The organism is Vibrio maerlii (genome assembly GCF_003415655.1).
GTDB lineage: Bacteria > Pseudomonadota > Gammaproteobacteria > Enterobacterales > Vibrionaceae > Vibrio > Vibrio maerlii.
Genome location: NZ_QRHC01000012.1, coordinates 14,680 through 38,192, shown reverse-complemented (window position 1 = coordinate 38,192; position 23,513 = coordinate 14,680). Strand labels below are relative to the sequence as shown.

Genomic DNA, 23,513 nt, shown 5'->3' with positions numbered 1-23,513 from the left:
CTACTCTACAATAAACATATCTGAGCCTTTTTCGTAGACTACTATGCGCGATCACCGCCCAACTCTGACACAAGATTTAATCGAAGGTACTAACTTTGGTCAGTTGCAGCAACACGCTAAAGAGATCCTCGCGATCAATCAAACCCTCACAACGATCTTACCAAACTCTGTGGCAGCACATTGCCGAGCGGCAAACTTGTCTGGGGGGAACTTAACGATCGAGGTATCTGCGGCATCGATCAAGATGAAGATCGACTATGATCGACTGAATATTCTCAGTCAATTGAGGATGAAGGGTTACCCTCGCTTGATAAGCCTAGAGGTAAAGATCAATCCTTCGCTTTATCAAAGCTATGAAAAAGAAGAAAAGAAAAAGAAGAAGCGCCCACCGATTAGTCAACCGGCAGCTGACGCATTAATGACGCTTTCAGACATTGCGACGCCAAAAATTCGTGAGAGACTGGAAAGGATCGCACAACTCGCCAATAAAAGAAGTGAATAAATATATGAACAAAAAAAGCAGACCAAATGGTCTGCTTTTTTGAATCTTGTTCGCTAGGCTGTTTTTCGCAAACGCTATGTTTACGCTAGAACCATGTTTGGTTCCGCGAATGCCACTGGAGAGCCAACTTCTTCTTCGAAGGTTGCCCATTCCCATGCTTCAGCATCAGCAAGTACAGCACGAAGTAACTGGTTATTTAGACCATGACCTGATTTATAAGCACGGAACTCCCCAACAATTGCGTGACCACACATGTAAAGGTCACCAATCGCATCCAACACTTTATGCGTTACGAATTCGTTCTCGAAACGAAGACCTTCTTCGTTAAGAATACGGTACTCATCAAGTACGATTGCGTTATCAAAACTACCACCAAGAACTAGGTTCTGAGATTGTAGGTATTCGATATCACGCATAAAGCCGAAAGTACGTGCACGAGAAATCTCTTTAACAAACCCTTGAGATGAGAAGTCAAACAGCATGCGCTGTTGATCTGAATCGATCGCTGGGTGGTTAAATTCGATCTCAAAGTCCATACGGAAGCCGTTGAAAGGTAGGAACTCAGCCCACTTATCTCCGTCTTCGAAGCGTACTGGCTTCTTAATTCGGATGAAGCGCTTCGGAGCGTTCAGTGTTTCAACACCCGCTTGCTGTAGCAAGAACACAAATGGGCTTGCACTGCCGTCCATAATTGGAATCTCTGGCGCATCAACTTCAACAATAATGTTGTCGATACCCATACCTGCAAGAGCCGCATTTAAATGCTCAACCGTTGAGATACGCACTCCAGCATCGTTCACTAGAGCTGTACATAGCATAGTGTCGCGCACCGAAGATGCGTCTGCTGGAAAGTCTACCGGCGGGTTTAAATCAGTACGACGATAAACGATACCTGTATTTGCCGCAGCTGGACGAAGGGTAAGCGTCACTTTACGACCAGAGTGGAGACCCACACCAGTTGTTTTGACTATTTCCTTCAAAGTACGTTGTTTAATCATCTGCCTGCCTCAATGTCAGTGCTATAAGTTACGGTTGGCTTTCAAGCCAACCACAGATCCTACCACAATTTTGAACACTGTCAAATTAGTGGTCAGTTACTAATCAGCCTGACGTCGTAAGAATGCCGGAATGTCTAAGTATCCACTCTCTTTCTCTTGCTTAGGCGCTGCTGCAGTATTCGTACTAGCAGGGCTTGAAGAGACAGGAGTTGAAGTCGGCTGAGTTTTAACCTCTACTTTTTCTTGCAAAGGTTGTGCCGCTTTCTCTTCCACTTTAGCTGCTGTTGGAGTTGGAGCTGCCTGAGTTTGCGGTTGACTTACTGGAGCCACCTTAGCCTTACCACCTGCTACTAGCGTGATGTCTGGCTTTTTCTCAGTACCGATACCTGTCGCAACAACGGTTACGCGAATTTCATCAGTCATGTCTGGGTCTAGAGAGGTACCGATTACAACAGTCGCATTATCTGAAGCAAATGCCTTAACCGTGTTACCTACTGTCTCAAACTCATCTAGACGCATGTCTAAACCAGCAGTGATGTTAACAAGCACACCACGAGCACCCGCTAGATCAATATCTTCAAGTAATGGGCTTGAGATAGCAGTTTCAGCTGCTTCTTCTGCACGGTCTTCGCCTTTCGCGATACCGCTACCCATCATTGCATGACCCATTTCAGACATCACTGTACGAACGTCTGCAAAGTCGACGTTAATCATACCTGGACGTGTGATTAGCTCAGCAATACCTTGAACCGCATTCTTTAAAACGTCGTTCGCGCTAGCAAATGCTTCAAGAAGCGTGATGCCACGGCCAAGTACTTTCAGTAGCTTTTCGTTCGGAATAGTGATTAAAGAGTCAACGTGCTTAGATAACTCTTCAATACCTTGTTCAGCAAACGCCAAACGTTTCTTACCTTCAAAGCTAAAAGGCTTAGTCACAACCGCCACTGTCAGAATGTTAAGCTCTTTCGCTACTTCTGCAATAACAGGTGCTGCACCTGTACCTGTACCGCCGCCCATACCAGCTGCGATAAATACCATATCGGCACCAGCTAGCACTTCTTTAAGGCGATCTTTATCTTCGAGAGCTGCGTCACGTCCTACCTGCGGGTTTGCACCTGCACCAAGACCTTTAGTGATATCACCACCAATCTGAATAACGCTGTTTACGCTTGTTTTACGAAGGGCTTGAGCATCCGTGTTGACACTAATGAATTCAACGCCTTCGATGGACTCTCGCACCATGTGTTCAACAGCGTTGCCGCCGCCGCCACCTACACCAACGACCTTGATTACTGCATCGTCAGACATTTCCATCATCGGTTCAAACATGTGTTTTCTCCGTTTATCCTGTTGTTCAGGTTAAAACTCTTTTTGTATCCAGTTACGCAACTTGCCAAAGAGACCTGACATAGAGCTTGGAGTACGCTTAACTTCAGTATACTCGCTTTCGTCATGCACTTGACTATCTTTTGCGTAGTGGAGTAATCCAACTGCTGTAGAGTGGTAGGGTTCTTTAACGTAATCCGTTAAGCCACTGACTTCTATCGGCTTACCAACGCGTACTTGATTTCTAAATACACGCTCAGCACACTCTACAATCCCTTCAATTTGTGCAGCCCCCCCAGTGAGGACTACACCCGCTGCAAGATGATGATGCTTGATCCCATCTTCGCGTAATTTTGCTTGTACCGTTTCAATGGTTTGGTTAACCAAACCCATTAATTCAGTATAGCGAGGTTCAATCACCTCAGAGAGTGTTTGTCTCTGAAGGCTGCGTGAAGGACGACCACCAACGCTTGGTACGTTCACGGTGTCATCTTTGCTGACAAGCTCGCTCAATGCGCAGCCGTACTTCACTTTAATTTTTTCGGCATCATTTACTGGTGTACCAAATGCAAATGCGATGTCACTCGTCACTGCGTTACCTGCATAAGGGTATACTTCAGTGTGACGCAGTGCGCCTCCAGTCCAGATAGAAACGTCCATGGTGCCGGCGCCAATATCAACAACGCAAACACCTAGCTCTCGCTCATCCTCTGTAATCACGGAGTTGCTTGACGCTAATCCAGAGAACACCAACTGTTCAACCTTCAGGTTGCAACGCTCTACTGCCTTAATGATGTTTCTCGCCATATCGTTGTGACAAGAGATAAGGTGAACACTCACCTCCATACGAACACCAGAAAGGCCGAGTGGGTTTTTAATACCCGATGCGTAATCAATCGTGAACTCTTGCGGGATAACGTGCAAGATTCGCTTTTCATCACCAATTTTGATCGACTTTGCCGTGTGAATAACACGATCCATGTCGTCTTGAGTGACCTCTTCTTCAGAGATAGCACCCATGCCTTTTTCGATGCGGCTAGCAATGTGTTTCCCTGAAAGTGAAAGATAGACGCTGCTAATCTCACACTCGGCCATCAACTCGGCCTGATCAACTGCACGTTGGATAGACTTAACCACCGACTCAAGGTCGTTGACACCGCCACGATCCATACCGCGAGATGGGCTACTGCCTGCACCTAAAATATTGATTTGACCATCAGGTAATACTTCGCCGACTAATGCTGAAACCGTTGCTGTACCTATGTCTAGGCCAACAACAATATTTTCATCGGTAGATTTAGTCATCAATACTCTCTTCTAACTCTTGCTCAGGGAACCAACCAATTGCGGCTCCCGTATCATACCTGAGGTCGATATAACTGACTCTTTGAGCCTCATCACCCAACTTCTGATACAGCTGGATAAATCTGTCTACACGTTCTTCAAGGGAATCTTTGCCCATCTCCAAACGAATACCGTTATCTAAAATGAACTGCCAAGCTCGGCGGTCATTCAACACAACGGATGTAATCTTTAGCCCTAATTGAGCAAGCTTTGGGGACGTCTCTCGCCACGTATCCAATACCAGTTCACTGGCATCGTTGGGGCCGTAGAGTTTGACCTTATCTTCGCGCAAGGCGCCAACGTCACCATTAAAAATGACACCTTGATCGTTCAATAGCTCAATGCCATTCCAGATCGCTGTCGCTTGATGTTCAGTTAAGAATACCTTAATGGTATCGGGCCATTGCTTTCGAATGGAGACACTCGCAACCCAAGGCACTAATTGCAGCTTAGTTTGTAGGTCATCGACATTCTGCGACATGAAGGTACCAATATGATCCATCTTGGCAAACGCTTGTTGAACATCTTGTGCTGATACGTATTGAAGGTCTCCCTGCAATACTATCTTTGACAAAGGTAAACGCTTTTCGTCCCACATCCATGTCAGAGTAGAGTAGATAAGGCTAATCAGAAGTAGCAAAACCACCAGAAAAAAAGTCGCACCGACCGCGTGCTCTTTTGCTAGTGGATAATATGATGCTCTAAAGTTCTGCTTGAGCGAATAATCCATTATCTAAAACTGACCGAATTGACTATGCGGTATCATCCTAACGCCTCATATTATGGGTGACAATGAATAGAATGACACCCACTTTAACCTTGGGATTATACTTAGCTCACTAAAACTATCAAACGCTACTGTGCGCTTTCCGACAGTTCTGGGAAAATATTTACAAACTAACGCAAAGAAAACGACGTACTATTGCACACCCTTCATCTTGTTGATATTTAGCTCAAGATTCGCAAGGTTTTTCGCGACTTTACCTACATCGCCTGCGCCTTGTGTTAATACCAAATCGCCATCTTGAATAACGTTCGCTAAAACCTCTGGCAGACTATCATTTTCTGCAACAAAAATTGGGTCAATCTTCCCTCGACTACGAATCGTTCGACATAGAGCACGACTATCCGCACCGGCAATCGGAGCTTCACCCGCAGAGTAAACATCCAACATTAGCAACACATCAACTTGATCAAGCACATTTGCAAAGTCGTCGTAAAGATCGCGAGTACGGCTATAACGGTGAGGTTGGAAAATCATCACTAGACGTTTATCTTGCCAACCGCTACGCGCTGCTTGAATCGTCACATCAACTTCCGTTGGGTGGTGACCATAGTCATCTACCAACATCACTGTACCATTGCCGCTATCGAACTCACCAAGATGATCAAAGCGACGACCGGTTCCTTGCGTGCCCGCCATTGCTTTTAGGATTGCGTCATCACTGATGTCATCTTCCGTTGCTACGGCAATCGCAGCTGATGCGTTGAGGGCATTGTGACGACCAGGGATATTCAAAGTGATATCAAGATTTGCACGATCATTTCGCACTACGGTGAACTTGCCTTGCTGACCTTCTTGGCGGTAGTTTTCAATGCGTACATCTGCATCTTCTGAGAAGCCATAAGTAATGACCTGACGGCTGATGCGTGGTACCAGTTCACGCACAACAGGATCATCGATGCACACAACCGCTTGCCCATAGAAAGGTAGGTTATGTAAGAAATCAATAAAGGTCTGTTTTAGAGTCTCGAAGTCACCACCATAGGTATCCATATGATCCGCTTCGATGTTGGTGACAATACTCACCATAGGTTGAAGGTGAAGGAAAGATGCATCACTCTCATCAGCTTCGGCAATCAGGATACGACTAGAGCCTAATCGAGCATTAGTGCCCGCACTCTTAACCAAGCCCCCGTTAACAAACGTAGGATCGAGGCCAGCTTCCGAGTAAATTTGTGTTACAAGCGCTGTTGTCGTGGTTTTACCATGCGTACCCGCAACCGCAATACCGTGACGGAAGCGCATCAGCTCAGCCAGCATTTCTGCACGGCGAACGATCGGAATACGTTTCTCACGAGCAGCGATAATTTCAGGGTTCTCTTCATTGATTGCTGTCGACACCACAACAACGCTCGCGTTATCTACGTTTTCAGCGGTATGGCCTTTGAAAACTGTGGCACCTTTTTCAATCAGCTGCGCAGTAACTGCATTTTCAGATAAGTCTGAACCAGTAATTTGGTAACCTTCGTTGAGAAGAACTTCAGCGATACCGCTCATGCCAGCGCCGCCGATACCAATAAAGTGAATCGATTTAACTCGACGCATCTCCGGAATCATCGCACGGATTTGAGCTAAATTTTGCTTGTGTTCAATAGTCATTCAAGTTCATCTCTTTATTTGGTTAACTCAACAATCGCCTCAGCGACGGTTTTATCTGCATCGAGCTTTGCAGCTGAGCGAGCTTTAGTCGCCATGCTCTTCAGTTGTTCTCTATCCAGGTTTTGGATTGCATCAGCAAGCTTTTGTGCTGTCAGTTCCGGCTGTTCAATCATAAGTGCAGCGCCACATTCTACGAGATGATCAGCATTGAGTGCTTGTTGACGATCCTTGTGCATAAATGGGACAAAGATTGCACCAACACCTGCAGCTGATAGTTCTGACACGGTCAACGCGCCAGAACGACAGACGACTAAGTCAGCCCACTCGTAAGCATTAGCAACATCATCAATAAACTCAGTAGCGTTAGCATTATCGACTTGATTAACATCGTAGCTATGTTGAACCTCGTCTCCATTGCCTTTACCTGCCTGATGGCGAACTTCAAAGCTTGTACTACCTGAAGAGAGCAATTTCATTGTCTCTGGAAGTGTTTGGTTCAGAATGCGCGCTCCTTGGCTTCCACCCATTACAAGAATGCGAATCGGTAGCCCTTCACGTTGTGCCAAGCGCACTTCTGGTGCATTAATCTGAGTCACATCTTCACGTACAGGGTTACCCACAACTTCAGCATTAGGGAATGCTCCTGGGAATGCTTGGAATACTTTCTTCGCAATTTTAGACAGCCAGTTGTTCGTTAAACCTGCAACGGCATTTTGCTCATGCAAAACAACAGGAATACCTAACTGCCAAGCCGCAATGCCGCCAGGGCCACTCACGTATCCGCCCATACCAAGTACCACATCGGGTTGCCAACGCTTGATATGTTGCTTTGCTTGCTTAATCGCATTCAGGATCTGTAAAGGTGCTTGAATTAACTTACCGATGCCCTGGCCTCTTAAGCCTTTCACTTGGATAAAATCAATCTCAATACCATGCTTCGGTACGAGGTCGGCTTCCATTCGGTCAGCTGTTCCAAGCCAACGAATTTCCCAACCTTGTTGCTGTAATTGTTTAGCAACCGCTAACCCTGGAAAAACATGACCACCAGTACCACCAGCCATCACCAATAAACGTTTATTCTTCATTCGTTACTTTTTCTTGTTCTTTTTCTTCATTTGGCTGCGCATCAATAGACAGCCGTGTTTCGTGGTCAATTCTCAACAATATAGAAACTGCGACTGACATAATGATCAAACTAGACCCACCGTAACTGATCAATGGCAAGGTTAAGCCTTTTGTTGGCACCATACCAGCGGCAGCACCGACATTGACCAAGGTTTGGAAAGCAAACCAGATCCCAATACCAAAAGCGAGATAACCGCCAAAAAACTGTTCAGATTCAAAGGCTCGTTTACCAATCAATACTGCTTTTAATACTAGGCTAAAGATCAGCATCAAGACGAGAACAACACCAATAAAACCAAGCTCTTCAGCCAAAACTGCAAACACAAAGTCAGTATGCGCCTCAGGCAAGTACTCTAGCTTTTGGATTGAGTTACCTAGACCTTGACCAAACCAATCACCCCGACCAAATGCCATCAGCGACTGAGTGAGCTGATAACCGCTGCCAAATGGGTCTCCCCATGGGTCCCAAAAAGAGGTCACACGGCGAATACGATAGGGCTCTAACAAGATCAGCAGCACCACGCCAGCAATACCAACGACCATCAACGCTAAAAACTGCCAAAGCTTTGCACCCGCAATGAACAGCATGCCGAACATGGTCACCAGCATTACAACAACCGTACCAAGGTCGGGCTGCCCAAGCAGTAACACCGCTAACACGCCAAACACAACGACTGGTTTGATAAAGCCACCAACAAAGGTCTGTCTTACTTCATTCTGCTTCCTAACGAGATAGCTAGACATGAAGATGAATAGGGATAACTTAGCCACCTCAGCAGGCTGGAGGTTAAATACGCCCAATGGAATCCAACGCGATGCACCGTTTACCGACTTACCCGCTACCAATACAATGATCAACAGAATAAATGAGAGGGTCAGCAACCAAGGGCTGTATTTGAGCCATAGCTTCATTGGTATTTGAAGCACCACGCTCGCTGCTCCAATAGCGAGTATCAAAAATACCGCATGTCGGAACATAAAGTGAAAAGGCTGATCAGTTAAACGTGAACTGATAGGAAAGGAAGCTGAGGTCACCATAACGAGACCTGTTAGCATCAGGCCCAGAGCAATCCACACCAGTTGACGGTCAAATAGAGCCTCTGGTGCAGACGTTTTAAACCAAGAAAACGTATCGTTCTTTAACTGCGCTAACCTTTCCAAGACGAAGTCCTTGTCTTATTTAGAGCTATATTGGCGAGCAAGCTCAGTAAAGGCATCCCCTCTCGCCATAAAGTTTGGGAACTGATCAAAGCTTGCACAAGCTGGTGATAGCAAGACCATATCACCAGAAACTAGCTTATCGGCAAAATGGCTGATCGCCTGCTCCATATCATCAAACAGCTGACTCTGAGAGTGCAGATCCATAAACTGATGACCATCTGCACCGAAACAACATAATTTTACAGGCAGCTCAGCAAGAACCGGTTCTAACTCTGAGAAGTCCGCCCCCTTACCGTCCCCCCCCACCAATAGGTAGAGAGTACCGTCCAACTGTAATCCCGCTAGCGCAGCCAAGGTACTCGCAACGTTAGTCGCTTTGGAGTCATTAACCCACTTTATACCATTGCTTTCAGCAACCACTTGGCAACGATGGGTCAAGCCAGTGTAGTTCTTAAGTGCGTCCAGTGTATCTTGCAGTTCAACGTTTGCTGCTTGTAACAATGCCATCACCACCAACGCATTCGCCAGATTGTGCTGACCAACCAGCCTCAACTGCGATTGTTTAACGATGCTGCGTCCATCAATCAGTAACTCGTTGTCGGATCCCGTGGTGCGCAAGCCGTATTCAGACTCGTCACTACCGAAAGTAACGATATCAAAATCAGCTGGATGATCGGGATAAGTCTGGCGATCGTCACGATTCACAATCACCTTTTCAGCATGGTCGAAAATACGCAGTTTAGCCTGACGATAGTCCGTCATACCCTCATAGCGATCCATGTGATCTTCAGACAGATTTAAGAACGCCGCTGCTTTTAGCTTAAGTGATGACGTCGTTTCAAGCTGGAAGCTCGAAAGCTCAAGTACATAAAGATCTGCATCTTGCTCAAGTAGTTGAAGTGCTGGAACGCCGATGTTACCGCCAACACCAACACTTAATCCGCTTGCCTTGGCCATAACACCTGTTAAGTCAGTCACCGTACTCTTGCCGTTTGAGCCGGTGATCGCTAAAACGGGTGCATTGACAGCCCAAGCGAACAGCTCAATATCACCAACGATCTCAATACCACGTGACCTGGCTTCAACAAGTTCTGGTGTTGCTAAAGCAATACCCGGGTTAACGACTAACAAGTCTGCATCGAACAACCACTCGGTATTCCAGCCACCAGCATGCAGTCCAATTCCAGTAGCCAGTTTATCCGCTCCCGGCGGGTTATCACGCGTATCGATTACTCGAATTTGCTCAACAGACAAATGCTTTTGTAGGTGCTTGACCACAGACAACCCCGTGATACCTAAACCTACAACAACGACCTTATTAATGTTCTGCCAACGATCCATCTCGCTTAAATCCTTTAATACTAATTAACGAACTTTCAGTGTTGCTAGACCGATAAGTACCAGTACGATTGAGATGATCCAGAAACGCACGATAACACGTGGCTCTGGCCAGCCTTTGAGTTCATAGTGGTGATGAATTGGTGCCATGCGAAAGATACGCTGACCACGAAGCTTGTACGACCCCACCTGGAGGATGACCGATAGTGTTTCCATTACAAAGACACCACCCATGATCACGAGTACCAACTCTTGGCGAACCAAAACGGCGATAGTACCTAATGCACCACCAAGCGCTAATGAGCCGACATCTCCCATAAAGACTTGTGCTGGATAGGTATTAAACCAAAGGAAACCGAGGCCAGCACCAACAATGGCAGTACACACCACGACGAGCTCAGAAGCATGCGGTAGGTAAGGGATATGCAGATATTCTGCAAAATTGACGTTGCCCGTCGCCCAAGCAATGGCAGCAAAGCCACCTGCAACCAATACCGTAGGCATGATTGCTAAGCCATCAAGGCCATCTGTTAGGTTAACCGCATTACTCGTACCAACGATGACGAAGTAAGTCAGTAGGATATATAGCAGGCCAAGTTGAGGCATGATGTCTTTAAAGAAAGGCACAACGAGCTGTGTTGCTGCCGTATCTTTACCGTGAGCATAAAGAGCAAATGCAACAACAAAAGCAATCGTCGATTGCCAGAAGTACTTCCAGCGCGCAATCAAGCCATCGGTGTTTTTGCGCACGACTTTGCGATAATCATCGACAAAACCGACAGCACCATAACCAAGCAGTACCGCCATCACAGCCCAAACATAAGGGTTAGTAAGATCAGCCCAAAGCAAAACGGTCAATGTAATCGCAGCTAAGATCATGACCCCCCCCATGGTTGGTGTGCCACGCTTACTAAAATGAGATTCTGGGCCGTCGTTACGAACGACTTGTCCAATTTGCATCATTTGTAGACGACGGATTAGCTTTGGCCCCATCCATAGAGAAAGACTTAATGCTGTTAGGATGCTCACGATCGCGCGAAACGACAGGTATTCAAACAGGCGAAAGAAAGAAAAATATGGCTGTAGTAAATCGGCTAGCCAAATAATCATGAAAAGTTCTCCTTCAGGGCGTTGGCAATCTTAAACATGCCAGCACTATTCGCCCCTTTTACTAAAATGGTATGGGTCTCATCGGCTGATGATGACAAAAGCTGTTCAATATACATGGTCATTTCATCATGTGATGTAAAATGTTTGCCATTATTTACCTGACTGATGACTTTTGCATCATTGCCATAGGTTAGAACGTGCTCAAATTTAAATGGGGCAGCATGTTCGCCAACTTGTTGGTGAAGCGCAAGGCTTTCTTTACCAAGCTCTGCCATATTACCCAAAACTAGCCAGCGTTGGCCCTTAAACTCGCCCAGAAGATCAACAGCGGCAAGCATCGCAGGTACGCTGGCATTGTAGCTATCATCGATGAGGGTAATGGAATCCGTCAGCGACTTCACTTCAACACGGCCTTTTACATTCGCAACCTGGCTTAGTCCTGATGCTACCTCTTCTAGGTCAGCGCCCATAGATAGGGCCAATGCACAAGCAGATAGTGCATTGCTTACGTTGTGCCCACCCACTATACCTAGCTGAACTCGTAACTGATTGCCAAATGCATTTAGTGTAAATGAGGCATACCCCGCACTCGAGAGTTTGATATTGCTGGCGAAGATATCGGCTTGGGTGTTTTCCAGTGCAAAGGTCACAACCTTTTTATCTGCGAGCACCTGTTGCCAATAAGCGTCACCTTGGCTGTCTAGATTGACTATCGCCGTCTCACCAGAGCTTAAACCTTGGTAGATTTCACCCTTTGCTTGTTTCACGCCATCAATAGAGCCAAACCCTTCAAGGTGTGCAGCCGCAACGTTGTTCACTACCGCAACATCCGGTTTGGCTAACTGCGTGGTGTAAGCTATCTCACCAATATGGTTGGCACCCATTTCAATCACTGCATAGTCATCTTCAGGGGTGGAACGAAGTAGAGTCAGTGGCACGCCAATATCATTATTAAAATTACCATTGGTGAACAGCACTTGACCTTTTTGGCTTAGGATCGCTGCAACCATTTCTTTAACTGTGGTTTTTCCGCAGCTTCCTGTAATTGCGACCGTGGGCGTATTGCACTGTGCATGAACCCATGCGCCCAACTGTCCTAGTGCAAGCTTAGTATCACCCACCACCAGTTGTGGTACTTGCACTGCTAGCTCACGTTCAACCAAAAGTGCTTTAGCACCATTGTCTATCGCTTGCTGAACGAAATCATGAGCGTCAAAGCGTTCACCGATTAGAGCAATGAACAAGCCATTGTCTTTGATGTTGCGTGTATCTGTTGAAACTGACTCAATGGTGATTAAGTCCGAATCACCATTTGATAGACATAGCTTGGCATTTAACGCATCAGCAAGCTGACCTAGGTTACAGCTGATCATAATTGAATTCCTAATAGCTCAGCAGCTGATTCTCTGTCTGAGTAATGAACCGTTTCCGAACCAATCACTTGATAGTCTTCATGCCCTTTGCCCGCCAACAAGATAATGTCTTGTGGCTGAGCACGATCCAACGCATATTTCAGAGCATCAAAACGGTGATGCTCTACTTGCACCGCATGCTTATCCTCGATACCCACCAGCATATCAGCGACAATCGCCGCGGGGTCCTCACTGCGAGGGTTATCATCAGAGAGAATGACTTTGTCGGCTAACTTCTCACCCGCTTGCGCCATTAATGGGCGTTTACCCTTATCTCTATCTCCACCGCAGCCAAAGATCGTCCAAAGTTGCCCTTCACAGTGCACACGCAGTGCCATTAAGGCTTTTTCTAAAGCGTCTGGGGTATGCGCATAATCAACCACCACTTTCGCCTTATTTTCAGCGCTAAACAGCTCCATTCGACCAATGACAGGTGAGAGTTGAGGTGCAGTTTCGAGTAAAGCGTCAAGTCTATGGCCAAGGGATAATAAGGTAGCCAAAGCCACCAATATGTTAGAGGCATTAAACTGGCCAATAAGCGGTGCATTAAGGACACCTGAACCAAAGCTTCCCGCAACATCCATCTCAATACCCTGCTCAGAATATTGAACACGCTCGGCATAAAGGACTTGGTTTTGTGAGTACTGACTTACCTTTGCTTCATCAAGAGAAACAGCAATGGCTTCTGGCATCTCTGATAGCCACTCAGCACCGACCTTATCATCAGCATTGATAACTTGATTGGCAGTATTATGGGTAGTGAATAGCAGCTTCTTCGCCAGCGCATATTCTTCCATCGAGCCATGATAATCGAGATGATCACGGCTTAAATTAGTAAACACTCCCACCGCAAAGTTAAGAGCTTTAATGCGACCTTGAACCAGACCGTGAGATGAGACTTCTAATGCGGTTTGCTGAGCACCTCGTTCGGCAAGTTCAGCAAGCTTTGCTTGAACCTCAATAGCGTTACCGGTGGTATTGGCAGCAGGCTGCAAATCATCGAGGAAGCCATTACCTGTGGTGCCCATTACAGCTGAGCGAGTACCGACTAACTCTCCCCACTGCGCGATCAACTGGCTAATGGTCGTCTTACCATTCGTCCCAGTAATACCAATCAGTTTTGAACTTTGTGATTGATAGCGTCGACCCGCTAGGTGAGATAAACTTTCTGGTAACCCATTAAGATAAATAATCGGGACTTGTTGCAGCCATTCAATACTTTGGTCTGGGTGCGCCTCATCTGACTGCGCAATGATTGCAACGGCACCCTTTTCAATCGCCTTAGGAATAAAGTTTCGACCGTCGATAGCATGACCAATGATCGCTACAAAGACATCACCTTGCTCGATCTGACGGCTATCTAAATGCAGATGATTAATCGCAATATCAGCCACATCCGGCTGCTCAATGCTCATCCACGGCTTGACTAACAAACCCAAAGTCAGGCTATTACTCATGATTATTCCTAGTTCGGTTTAAATTTGTTTTCATCTGGTGCAATGTTTAAAATTTGCAGCGCCCCTTTCATCACTTCAGCAAAGACAGGTCCCGCCACAGTACCACCGTAGTAAGAGTCGCCTTGTGGCTCGTTAATAACGACCACCAAAGCAATTCTAGGGTCGCTTACAGGCGCAATACCAGCAGTGATCGCAACGTACTCATCACTATAACCACCAGCACTCGCTTTTCGCGATGTACCCGTTTTTGCTGCAACTCGATAGCCAGGCACTGCCGCCTTGGTCGCGGTACCACCTGGTTGGGTCACTGTCTCCATCATGCTAAGCACTAAATTGGAGTTCTCTTCACCAATCACTTGCTTGGAAAGATCTTCGCGATTTCCCTCGATGATATGAATGGGTTGGTAAAGGCCATGGTTACCAAGTGTGGCATAAGCATGGGCAAGTTGAAGAGGTGTAATAGACAGGCCATAACCGAACGATAGGGTCGCAATCTCAAAGTTAGACCAACGACGTCGATTCGGGAAAATACCGGAAGTCTCACCAATAAGGTTAAGGCCGGAAATCTCGCCAAAGCCCACTGAACTATACATGCCAAGCAAAGCTTCTAACGGCATATCCAGCGCCATTTTCGCTACACCGATATTACTCGATTTCTTCAGAATCGTGGTTAGGTCGGCTTTACCAATTGCTGATGTGTCGCGAACGCGGCTACCACCGATTTGCATCAAGCCATTACCGGTATCAATAACCGTATCCATATCAACAGAGCCGTTCTCTAAAGCTGCTAATACCACGAATGGTTTCACTGTCGAGCCAGGTTCCATTGAGTCGGTGATAATACGGTTACGCATCAAGAAGCTTTGTAAAGTCGCGCGATTGTTAGGGTTGTATGAGGGTGCATTCACCATAGAGAGCACCTCACCCGTCTTCACATCCAGCATGATCACTGAACCAGAAGTGGCACGATAATCCGCAACCGCTTGTTTAATAGCTCGGTAAGAGATCGCTTGAAGGCGTTGATCAATGGTAAGTTGGAGTGGCTTACCTTCCTCTCGCTTTTCTAAGGAGATATTCTCGACCACTCGACCATAGCGGTCTTTGCGTATGGTTCGCTTGCCAGCTTCACCCGTTAACCATTTATCGTAGCTACGCTCAACCCCCTCAAGGCCATGACCATCAATGCCCGTCATACCGATCAGGTGAGCACTTACCTCGCCAGTAGGATAATAACGGCGCGATTCTGCCTTAAGACCAATACCAGCAAGCTTGAGCTCTCGAATATAGTTCGCCATCGCAGGGCTAACCTGACGTTGCAGGTAAACAAAGCGCTTAGTCTTATTGCGTTCGAGCTTATCGATCATCCCTTCACGCTCTAAGCCCAATACATCGGCCAAGGCATACCAACGATCTTTTTCTGCTAACCCACCTTCTTTAAAGATGGTTTTAGGGTCAGCCCATACAGCTTGCACAGGGACACTAACCGCGAGCGGTTCATCATTACGATCAGAAATAATACCGCGGGCAGAAGGGAGAGACTTTACTCGCACCGAGCGTAAGTCCCCTTGCTTGATTAGATTATCCGGTTCAATAATTTGGATGTATGCCACTCGAGCAACGAGAGCAAAAAAAATCGCGAAGACACAAAACAGAATAACTCCAAGTCGCCAGCGAATTAGAGTTACAGGTTCGTCCTTGATTACTCGTTTATTGGAAGGTTTCTTAGCTTTTGCTTTAGAAGCGGGAGCTTTGGCTGCCTTGCCTTTTTGAGTATTGGTTACTTTGTCAGTCCTTGGCTTTTTGGTCATTTGATAGAGATTACAACTTCACTATTGCCATCAGGTCGCTTCATATCAAGTTCTGTCGCGGCCATTGCTTGAACACGACTGTGCTCAGCTAATGCATTTTCTTCTAAGATTAAGTTTCGCCACTCATTATCTAGACGCTCACGATCGACCAATTCTAGATCTTTATCTGAGATAGCTTGACGGGTATGGTGTGTGGTGAAAACCACACCCATTGCAGAAGCAAAAATTAGGATAAGCAGCGCCAATGGCAGCCGACCTACACTGAATAGGTCAATAGCGATAAGCTTGGCTAGATTATAAGGCTGCTTAGAGCTAAACATTAAAGCTTCTCAGCTAAACGCAGTACTGAACTACGAGAGCGAGCATTATGCTCAACTTCTTCTTTGGTTGGCTTGATAGCTTTACCTACTGGCTTCATGCGCGCACTACCTAGCTCTTTGATTTGGTCTTCCGTCAGCGGGATACCGTGAGGCACTTCAGGGCCTTTGCTCTCTTTACGGATAAAGCGCTTAACCATACGATCTTCCAACGAATGGAAGCTAATCACCGAAAGGCGTCCTTCCGGCGCTAAAACAGCAGCCGCACCTTTCAGTGCCGTATCGATTTCTTCTAATTCACTATTGATGTAGATACGAAATGCTTGGAACGCTCGCGTTGCAGGGTGCTTCTTCTCTTTGAAACTCTTAGGCGCTGCATCAGAAATAAGCTTCGCTAATTGACCCGTGCGAGTTAATGGCTCGTTTTCTTCATCATCACGATACGCTACGATCGCTTTCGCAATACGGCGAGCGTGCTTATCTTCACCGAACTCACGAATAACCCAAGTAATATCATCTAGGTCCGCTTCCATTAGCCATTGAGAGACGGGAATACCCGATGTTGGGTCCATTCGCATATCCAACGGGCCATCTTTCATGAAGCTAAAACCACGCTCAGCATCATCAAGTTGCGGAGAAGAAACACCTAAATCAAGAAGCACACCATCTACTTTGTCGACAAGGTCGTAACGCTCAGCATATTCGGCAATACCAGAGAATGGACCATGAATAATGGTAAAGCGTGGATCATCAATCTTCTTCGCTTCTGCAATTGCTTGCGGATCACGGTCAATACTGAATAGACGACCGTTCTCACCGAGCTTAGAGAGAATCGTTCGACTGTGTCCACCACGGCCAAATGTGCCATCGATATAAGTACCGTCTGGTTTAATTGCCAAACCATCGATTGATTCATTTAGCAGTACAGAGATATGTTTAAAAGTGTCTGTCATGGTGTTTCCGTCGAAATAAATAATTCGGTTAATCCTTTAGTGTACTGATTTCAGGCGGTATCTCCACCGTTACATCGTACCTAATTGTGACTTTATGACGAAGAATAGCGTCCTTTTTATTTTCGACGTCAATATAACGCAAAAAACCCATCACTATGAGTTAGTGATGGGTTTTTTTAAATAGGTGGAATAGACCTATAAGCCGGGTTCTGTATCCGCTTGCACGGTGATAGCCATTCGTCTAGGCCAGCAATCGCTCACTGGCTCGAGCAACCTACCCGCCTTCTTACGCGAGCAACGCAATGTGAAAGCCTATTTGGTCTTGCTCCGGGTGGAGTTTACCTTGCAACGAACTATTGCTAGTCGCCCGGTGCGCTCTTACCGCACCCTTTCAGCCTTACCTGTGCCCTAGGGCCATCGGCGGTCTTCTCTCTGCTGCACTTGTCGTGGGCTTGCGCCCCCCAGGCGTTACCTGGCACCCTGCTCTTTGGAGCCCGGACTTTCCTCCCCTTTGTCAGTCTCCCGAAGGACGTCAACGCCAGTATCCCAAAGGACTTCAGCGTCAGTCTCCCGAAGGACATCAACAAAGCAGCGACTATCCGGTCTATTCCGGGGGCGGATTGTATAGACTTGGGGTACCAGATGCAAGCAAGTTCCTAGCCCCTAAAGCTAATTGGGCAGAATTACACCTCTGGTTCTTAAATATTTTCCAATCCCCATTTATAGAGTGCATTCTTTTTCAAGTTATAGATTTCTGCTGCCATCGCTGCAGCTTTTTTAAGAGGCAATTCTTTGGTCAAGATAGCCAAAGTGCGCGTTGCTTCATCCGGTAAACTATCTTCAGTTGCCTCTTCACGGTAGCCATGAACAAGAAGAACCATCTCTCCACGCTTACGGTTATCATCTTCATTGATCCAATCAATCAACTCACCCAGCGGCAAACCTTGGATAGTTTCGAAAGTCTTCGTCAGCTCGCGAGCAAGCACCACTTCACGATCAGGACCGAGGATCTCCAACATATCGGCCAATGAATCCATGATGCGATGTGGTGACTCATAAAAGATGCATGTGCGTGCGACTTTAGCGATCTCTAAGAACTTATCTTTACGACCTTTGCTCTTTGCTGGCAAGAAGCCCTCAAAGCTGAAGCGATCAGACGGCAAGCCTGAGGCACTTAATGCCGCAATCACCGCACATGCACCTGGTAATGGCACAACTCTAACGCCCGCTTGACGACATTGCGTCACTAAATGGTAACCTGGGTCACTGATTAACGGAGTACCCGCATCGGAAACGAGTGCAATAGACTGACCTTGAGTCAGCTTATCAACTAAAACTTGGGCTTTTTGTTGCTCATTATGGTCGTGTAGAGCAAACGTTCTTGTCTGGATGTTGAAATGAGCCAGCAGCTTTCCGGTGTGACGGGTATCTTCTGCCGCGATCAAATCGACCGAATTTAATACTTCAATCGCGCGTTGTGTGATATCACCTAAGTTCCCGATTGGAGTGGGAACAATGTAGAGAGTTGGGATCTCATTTGAAAAGGTTTTGTTATCTATCATTTGTTTACCATCACTTCAGCGATTAATATAGAATCAATTTACTCTAAGTTTAAAAGAACTCTTGGCTATGATGAACCAAAAGAGAATTAGTGTACCACGCTTACTCACTCCAATTGCATTAGCAATTACCTTGGCGGCATGTTCGTCAAAACCACCGATGCCAACTTATGTTGATATCACGCTCGATCCAGCTCAATCGTCCCAAGAGTACCTGATTAGAGCCGATAGCTCTCAGGGCAGCTTGCAAAACGATTGGCTAATTATGGCACTTAAAGCTGCAGTCGATAGCAACAACGTGCAACAGGCAGAGTTGTTGATTAAGCGTATTGCCAAACAGCAGCTGTCCGAGATGCAACAAGCCGAATGGCTATTAGCTCAAGCAGAGCTGATGTTTAACACCGGTAATGCATCACAAGCTGTTAGCAAGTTAAACTTCCAATCTTTCTGGCAACTCCCTCAAGAGCAATGGAAAGATTACTACGCACTTCGCGCCACCATGTTAGAAAGCCTTAACCGCTACTATGAAGCGGCAAGCGCTCGCGATAGCCTAATGCAATATATGGAAGAGCAAGACAAACAAGAAAACTCAGATACGATCTGGAGCCATCTTGCTTTTTATTCTTCGCAAGAGCTATCTCGCCTAAAACAAGCGGAAGGCAACCGTTCTATGCAAGGCTGGGCCGAACTCGCTATCTCGATGAAGACGCTCAATAACAATCTATCTGAGCTACAAGATCGACTATCGACTTGGTTGGTAGAGAACCCATCGCATAATGCTGCGCTTTACACCCCTCAAGGTATTCAAGAGATCCTTGCACTAGAGATCACTAAGCCACAACACACCGCACTACTGTTACCACTGACGGGCAAGTTTGCTCAACAAGCACAGCTGGTTCGTGACGGTTATATCTTTGCGATGATGAACGATACCGAGCGAGATCCTGAAGCCACATTAACGGTTATTGATAGCAATGCCTCTACACCCGACGAAATTCGAGCGACAGTAAAAGAGCGTCAGATCGACTTTGTGGTCGGCCCTCTCATTAAGAGTAACATCGAGAAGTTCCAACAGGCACAAGCTAACCGCCCAGCAGATCAGCAACTTCCAGCTCTGGCTCTCAACATCCCAAATGAAGTAGTACCAAACACAGGCTTATGTTACTTCACGCTTTCACCAGAACAAGAAGTTGCACAAGCAGCTAAACACCTATTCGAAAAAGGCTACAAATACCCTCTAGTATTTGCTCCAAGCGGAAGCTATGGTTCTCGTGTTGCTACAGCCTTTGAGCAAGAGTGGGAGCTATATAGCCGTAATCCAGTGGCGATCAACTACTTTGGTAACAAGCGTCAGCTACAAAAGAACATAGATCAAGTGTTCGCTCTCCAAGAAAGTAACTCACGCATCAACCAAATGAATCAGATCACAGGGTTAGATCTGGAAGCAACGCCACGCAGCCGTCGTGATGTTGACGCGGTATACATCATTGCAAAAAGCTCAGAACTGACCCTAATCAAACCTTTCATTGAGGTTGCGGTAAATCCAGATGCGAAGCCACCAAAACTATTCTCGAACTCTCGCAGCAACAGCGGTGCTAACCAATACGAAGATCTAACTGGCGTAGAGTTCAGCGACATCCCACTATTGATAAACGGTAAAGCCACCTTAGTTAGTCAAATGGATGAACTGTGGCCAAACAATAGCCTAGGCAAAAAACGTCTGCAGGCGCTGGGTATGGATGCGTACACTCTCGTTGATGAGCTTCCTCAAATGAAGCTGTCGCCTGAGTATCAAATACAGGGGCAAACCGGTAAGTTGAGCGTTGACGACCAATGTGTCATTCAGCGTGAGGTTGACTGGGCGGAGCATGGCGCTCTTTAATCGAAGAAAGAAAGGCCAACAATACGAACACCTGGCAGAGAAGTATCTCTCTGCCAGAGGTCTCACGCCTATCTCCTCAAACTTTCAACGGAAGTGCGGAGAAATTGACCTGATCATGCGCGATAAACAGAGCATAGTGTTTATCGAGGTCAAATACCGCAATAACAAGAATTTCGGTAATGCCGCAGAAATGGTAACCTACCGTAAATCACAACGAATTATCAAAACAGCCCACCTTTGGCTGTTGCAAAACAACTTATCCCCATACTCTGCTGACTACCGATTTGATGTCGTTGCCATCCACCAAAACGGTGATGAGGTCGAGTGGATAAAGAATGCAATTACTCAGGATTAACTATGCTAGAGAGCATTAAAGAAAGCTTTACTGAAAGTATTCAAATTCAAATTGCGGCAGCAGACGCACTACCCAATGCCATCACTCATGCTGCCCAAGCTATGGTATCAAGCCTACTTAACGGCAATAAGATTCTATGCTGCGGCAATGGTGGATCATCATCAAATGCACAGCAATTTGTCTCTTGCTTACTCAATAAGTTTGAGACCGAGCGTCCAAGCCTTCCAGCAATGGCACTCACGGCAGATAACACGACCCTTACAGCCGTCGCTAACGACTATCACTATCAAGAAATCTTTTCAAAACAAGTACGTGCATTTGGTCAACCTGGTGACGTGTTACTGGCGATTTCAACCAGTGGTAATAGCCGTAACGTGCTTAAAGCGATGGAAGCAGCTGTAACTCGTGATATGACGATTATCGCACTAACGGGCAAAGATGGTGGTGAAATGGCTGGACTATTGGGTGAGAACGATGTGGAAATTCGCATTCCTTCCCATCGCACCGCACGAATTCACGAAGTTCATCTTGTCACTTTGCATTGCCTATGTGACCTTATAGACCAAGTACTGTTTCCCGCTCACGAAGAGTAACTGATATGAAGCGCTTTTTCCGTCTTGCATTACTTTCCTGTTCTGCGGCACTGTTGTCTGGCTGTGCTGGACTGTTCGTCGCAGGGGCAGCTACCACCGTAACGATTGTAACGGATGATCGTTCAACCTCTGAGATCTGGTCAGATAACAATATTGAGTTTGAGGTGGCTGGCCTTGGTAATAAACAACCGTTTCGTGGCCAGGCTCGTGTGGTCGCAAATGCCTACCGTGGTGAAGTGGTACTAATGGGACAGGCTAGCACACAGGAGCTGAGTAACGAGTTTGAGCAACAAACCACGACGGTAAAAGGCGTTAACGTGGTGCACAACCAGCTAAGAATCAAACAACCTATCTCATTGACTCGCCAGAGCGAAGATAGCTGGATCACGACTAAAATTAAATCTTCTTTGATCGCTAATAGTGAGTTGAAAGACATCAAAATCAAAGTAATTACTGAAGATGGTGAAGTATTCCTGTTCGGAGTCGTCACTCCAGAGGTCGCAGACAAAGCCACAGAAATTGCTCGCAACACCTCAGGGGTTAAGCAAGTAATCAAGGCGTTCCAGTACCCAAGCGAGTAATCATTTCGCGCATTAAAAACAAGCTTGATAAACAAAAAGCAGCCAATCGGCTGCTTTTTTCAGTATCTGACTTCGAGTCGTTAGCGTTTATTTCACAACTCGTAAGCTTGGACGACCTTTTGGACGTGGCGGTTCATCATCTGGCGTTGGAGCTTCAGCCTCTTCCGTCTCAGGAAGCTCATCAGCAACAGAAAGCTTTGGACCATCTTCCACAACTTCAGCCATCGGCGCTTCATCACTGTCTGCCAATAGATACGCATCCTCTGGCTCAAACATCGTTCCTGCGCCATTTTCACGTGCATAGATTGCTTGAACAGCATAAAGAGGAACGATCACTGAGTGAGGGCGACCACCGAAACGAGCACTGAACGTAATCGCTTCATTGCCTAGTTCTAGGTTACCAACCGCTCGAGGAGCAACATTCAAAATGATTTGTCCATCTTGAATAAACTCTTCAGGAACACGTACACCATTCAGCAATGCATCGACCACAAGATGCGGTGTAAGGTCGTTATCCACCAGCCAATCATAAAATGCACGCAGCAAATATGGTCGGCGGGGTGTCATTTGCTCAATATCCATAGTCAGAATTAACGAGCTAGACGCATCTCGCGCTCTGCTTCTGTTAGAGAAGCAAGGAATGAATCACGTTCAAATACGCGGTTCATGTAGACTTTCAGCTCTTTAGAACCAGGACCAACTAGCTCAATACCAAGCTCAGGAAGACGCCATAGTAGTGGTGCTAGGTAGCAATCGATCAAGCTGAACTCTTCGCTCATAAAGTACTCGTACTCAGCAAAGATTGGCGCTAGCGTCAGTAGATCTGTACGTAGCTTGTTACGTGCAGCTTCTGATTCTTCTGCGTTACCCTTCACAACTTTCTCTGCTAGTGAGTACCAGTTGCGCTCGATGCGGTACATCATTAGGCGGCTGTTACCACGAGCTACTGGGTAAACCGGCATCAGAGGTGGGTGAGGGAAACGCTCATCTAGGTATTCCATGATGATTTTTGAATCGTAAAGCGCAAGCTCACGATCCACTAGGGTTGGAACAGATTTATATGGATTTAACTCAATCAGTTCGTTAGGTAGATTAGCTTCGTCAACTAGTTCAACCTCAACACTTACGCCTTTTTCAGCAAGAACGATACGAACCTGATGGCTATACATATCAGATGCACTTGAGAAAAGAGTCATCACAGAACGTTTATTGGCAGCTACAGCCATTGAGCCCTCCAGAACACTTACAGATAAAAAAAACAATGGAGGCTAAGCCTCCATTGTATATAGATTAAAAATTAGGAATTAGC

At 46.4% G+C, this 23,513-nt stretch carries 22 protein-coding genes and 1 other RNA gene; 5 read left to right on the top strand and 18 right to left on the bottom strand.

Annotated features, from left to right (window positions below; all coding sequences use genetic code 11):
* The first annotated feature begins 43 nt into the window (after positions 1 to 43).
* Positions 44 to 502, top strand: coding sequence for a DUF721 domain-containing protein (locus tag DPF91_RS18185; protein WP_117235871.1), 459 nt, complete (start codon positions 44 to 46; stop codon positions 500 to 502).
* 80 nt (positions 503 to 582) lie between these two features.
* Here DPF91_RS18185 and lpxC read toward each other — a convergent pair whose 3' ends face one another.
* From lpxC to rsmI, 16 genes are all read right to left on the bottom strand, one after another.
* Positions 583 to 1,500 carry a UDP-3-O-acyl-N-acetylglucosamine deacetylase gene (gene lpxC / locus DPF91_RS18180; protein WP_117235870.1) on the bottom strand — a complete coding sequence of 306 codons (918 nt, stop codon included), beginning with the start codon at positions 1,498 to 1,500 and terminating at the stop codon, positions 583 to 585.
* Between the two features lie 99 nt (positions 1,501 to 1,599).
* Positions 1,600 to 2,829 (bottom strand): cell division protein FtsZ, encoded by a 1,230-nt coding sequence (ftsZ, locus tag DPF91_RS18175; RefSeq protein WP_117235869.1) that lies wholly within the window; start codon positions 2,827 to 2,829, stop codon positions 1,600 to 1,602.
* A 30-nt stretch (positions 2,830 to 2,859) separates the two neighbouring features.
* Positions 2,860 to 4,131 (bottom strand): cell division protein FtsA, encoded by a 1,272-nt coding sequence (gene ftsA / locus DPF91_RS18170; protein WP_117235868.1) that lies wholly within the window; start codon positions 4,129 to 4,131, stop codon positions 2,860 to 2,862.
* On the bottom strand, positions 4,124 to 4,900 hold the full coding sequence (locus tag DPF91_RS18165; protein WP_117235867.1) for a cell division protein FtsQ/DivIB: 777 nt from the start codon (positions 4,898 to 4,900) through the stop codon (positions 4,124 to 4,126). Before DPF91_RS18165 ends, ftsA begins: the two co-directional genes overlap by 8 nt.
* Positions 4,901 to 5,089: 189 nt before the next feature.
* Positions 5,090 to 6,553: a UDP-N-acetylmuramate--L-alanine ligase gene (murC, locus tag DPF91_RS18160; RefSeq protein WP_117235866.1), complete on the bottom strand. Its 1,464-nt coding sequence runs from the start codon at positions 6,551 to 6,553 to the stop codon at positions 5,090 to 5,092.
* Between the two features lie 14 nt (positions 6,554 to 6,567).
* Entirely contained in the window at positions 6,568 to 7,638 is a 1,071-nt protein-coding gene (gene murG / locus DPF91_RS18155) for an undecaprenyldiphospho-muramoylpentapeptide beta-N-acetylglucosaminyltransferase (protein WP_117235865.1), read from the bottom strand.
* On the bottom strand, positions 7,628 to 8,839 hold the full coding sequence (gene ftsW, locus DPF91_RS18150) for a cell division protein FtsW (RefSeq protein WP_117235864.1): 1,212 nt from the start codon (positions 8,837 to 8,839) through the stop codon (positions 7,628 to 7,630). The genes murG and ftsW overlap by 11 nt, the downstream gene beginning before the upstream one ends.
* A 15-nt stretch (positions 8,840 to 8,854) precedes the next feature.
* Positions 8,855 to 10,180 (bottom strand): UDP-N-acetylmuramoyl-L-alanine--D-glutamate ligase, encoded by a 1,326-nt coding sequence (gene murD, locus DPF91_RS18145; protein ID WP_117235863.1) that lies wholly within the window; start codon positions 10,178 to 10,180, stop codon positions 8,855 to 8,857.
* Between the two features lie 24 nt (positions 10,181 to 10,204).
* Positions 10,205 to 11,287: a phospho-N-acetylmuramoyl-pentapeptide-transferase gene (gene mraY, locus DPF91_RS18140; protein WP_117235862.1), complete on the bottom strand. Its 1,083-nt coding sequence runs from the start codon at positions 11,285 to 11,287 to the stop codon at positions 10,205 to 10,207.
* A complete protein-coding gene (locus DPF91_RS18135; protein WP_117235861.1) occupies positions 11,284 to 12,660 on the bottom strand; it encodes a UDP-N-acetylmuramoyl-tripeptide--D-alanyl-D-alanine ligase in 1,377 nt (458 codons plus the stop codon). Before DPF91_RS18135 ends, mraY begins: the two co-directional genes overlap by 4 nt.
* A complete protein-coding gene (gene murE / locus DPF91_RS18130) occupies positions 12,657 to 14,156 on the bottom strand; it encodes a UDP-N-acetylmuramoyl-L-alanyl-D-glutamate--2,6-diaminopimelate ligase (RefSeq protein WP_117235860.1) in 1,500 nt (499 codons plus the stop codon). Before murE ends, DPF91_RS18135 begins: the two co-directional genes overlap by 4 nt.
* 8 nt (positions 14,157 to 14,164) lie before the next feature.
* Positions 14,165 to 15,964, bottom strand: a complete 1,800-nt coding sequence (locus tag DPF91_RS18125) for a penicillin-binding transpeptidase domain-containing protein (protein WP_117235859.1) — start codon at positions 15,962 to 15,964, stop codon at positions 14,165 to 14,167.
* The gene (ftsL, locus tag DPF91_RS18120) at positions 15,961 to 16,284 is read right to left on the bottom strand and encodes a cell division protein FtsL (protein ID WP_117235858.1); all 324 of its coding nucleotides are present in this window, start codon (positions 16,282 to 16,284) and stop codon (positions 15,961 to 15,963) included. The genes DPF91_RS18125 and ftsL overlap by 4 nt, the downstream gene beginning before the upstream one ends.
* Positions 16,284 to 17,234 (bottom strand): 16S rRNA (cytosine(1402)-N(4))-methyltransferase RsmH, encoded by a 951-nt coding sequence (gene rsmH, locus DPF91_RS18115; protein ID WP_117235857.1) that lies wholly within the window; start codon positions 17,232 to 17,234, stop codon positions 16,284 to 16,286. The genes ftsL and rsmH overlap by 1 nt, the downstream gene beginning before the upstream one ends.
* 182 nt (positions 17,235 to 17,416) lie before the next feature.
* Positions 17,417 to 17,845, bottom strand: an RNA gene (gene rnpB / locus DPF91_RS18110) — RNase P RNA component class A.
* An 87-nt stretch (positions 17,846 to 17,932) separates the two neighbouring features.
* A complete protein-coding gene (gene rsmI / locus DPF91_RS18105) occupies positions 17,933 to 18,796 on the bottom strand; it encodes a 16S rRNA (cytidine(1402)-2'-O)-methyltransferase (protein WP_117235856.1) in 864 nt (287 codons plus the stop codon).
* Positions 18,797 to 18,863: 67 nt separating this feature from the next.
* Here rsmI and DPF91_RS18100 point away from each other — a divergent pair, with 67 nt between their 5' ends.
* Genes DPF91_RS18100 through DPF91_RS18085 form a run of 4 tightly spaced genes read left to right on the top strand, consistent with a single transcriptional unit; the run spans position 18,864 to position 22,204 of the window.
* Entirely contained in the window at positions 18,864 to 20,675 is a 1,812-nt protein-coding gene (locus DPF91_RS18100; RefSeq protein ID WP_117235855.1) for a penicillin-binding protein activator, read from the top strand.
* Complete coding sequence (locus DPF91_RS18095) at positions 20,662 to 21,030, top strand: YraN family protein (RefSeq protein ID WP_117235854.1); 369 nt, start codon at positions 20,662 to 20,664, stop codon at positions 21,028 to 21,030. The genes DPF91_RS18100 and DPF91_RS18095 overlap by 14 nt, the downstream gene beginning before the upstream one ends.
* A 2-nt stretch (positions 21,031 to 21,032) precedes the next feature.
* Entirely contained in the window at positions 21,033 to 21,623 is a 591-nt protein-coding gene (locus tag DPF91_RS18090; protein WP_117235853.1) for a phosphoheptose isomerase, read from the top strand.
* Positions 21,624 to 21,628: 5 nt separating this feature from the next.
* Entirely contained in the window at positions 21,629 to 22,204 is a 576-nt protein-coding gene (locus DPF91_RS18085; protein ID WP_117235852.1) for a BON domain-containing protein, read from the top strand.
* Positions 22,205 to 22,291: 87 nt separating this feature from the next.
* Here DPF91_RS18085 and sspB read toward each other — a convergent pair whose 3' ends face one another.
* A complete protein-coding gene (sspB, locus tag DPF91_RS18080; protein WP_206355584.1) occupies positions 22,292 to 22,771 on the bottom strand; it encodes a ClpXP protease specificity-enhancing factor in 480 nt (159 codons plus the stop codon).
* Positions 22,772 to 22,794: 23 nt separating this feature from the next.
* Positions 22,795 to 23,430: a stringent starvation protein SspA gene (sspA, locus tag DPF91_RS18075; RefSeq protein WP_117235850.1), complete on the bottom strand. Its 636-nt coding sequence runs from the start codon at positions 23,428 to 23,430 to the stop codon at positions 22,795 to 22,797.
* Positions 23,431 to 23,513: the final 83 nt, after the last annotated feature.